The organism is Rhizobium sp. CCGE 510, from assembly GCF_000292525.1.
In the GTDB taxonomy this organism is placed as follows: Bacteria; Pseudomonadota; Alphaproteobacteria; order Rhizobiales; family Rhizobiaceae; genus Rhizobium.
This window is the reverse complement of the sequence record NZ_AEYF01000077.1, coordinates 1-581: the sequence shown is the minus strand read 5'-3', so window position 1 is coordinate 581 and position 581 is coordinate 1. Positions and strand designations below refer to the sequence as shown.

The window sequence follows — 581 nt, the reverse complement described above, 5'->3', positions numbered from 1 at the left end:
TCCCGAGACTTTGATCGTACGCTGAAAATCGGGGTGTGCGCTTCGGGGAAACGCCTCAGCGCACGCTCTTCACAACGATGAGGGAGGGTAGATTGCAGAAACTGACCAAGGATACGCTGACCGGTATCTGCGCACAGATGGCATCTCACAGCTGGTCTGAAGCCGAAATCAACGAACTGGTTGATCCACAATTGGGAATTATCACAGGCTTCCAAGATTTGCTGAACGAGCTCGAACAGCTTCGAAAAATCGATCTCGGAACCACGCCCCCTGCAATGAGCGTCCAAGGTGCAGACAGGCATGACTGACAATATCGCATTCCAAGATGTACGAAGCCTGAAGTCGATGCTTCGGGGCGGGCAGATAACGCCATCGGAACTGGTGGACACGTTCGCAGAGCGCATCGGTCAGCACAACGGCCTCTCGAAAGCGTTCATCACGACGACGATCGATGCTGCGCGAGCACAGGCAGCCAACGTGTCGCGGGGTGACTTCGACCGTTCGGCCTTTGCTGGGATACCCTACGCCTCCAAGGATTTGTTTGATGTCCAGGGTGTGTTGACGACCGCGGGGTCGAAGGT

General features: G+C 55.6%; 2 protein-coding genes. Both read left to right on the top strand.

Annotated features, from left to right (window positions below):
* Nucleotides 1–92: 92 nt before the first annotated feature.
* On the top strand, nucleotides 93–308 hold the full coding sequence (locus tag RCCGE510_RS32385) for a hypothetical protein (RefSeq protein ID WP_037080811.1): 216 nt from the start codon (nucleotides 93–95) through the stop codon (nucleotides 306–308).
* The coding region (locus tag RCCGE510_RS32380; protein WP_007637697.1) for an amidase family protein at nucleotides 301–581 on the top strand (281 nt) is incomplete at its 3' end. The genes RCCGE510_RS32385 and RCCGE510_RS32380, both read left to right, overlap by 8 nt.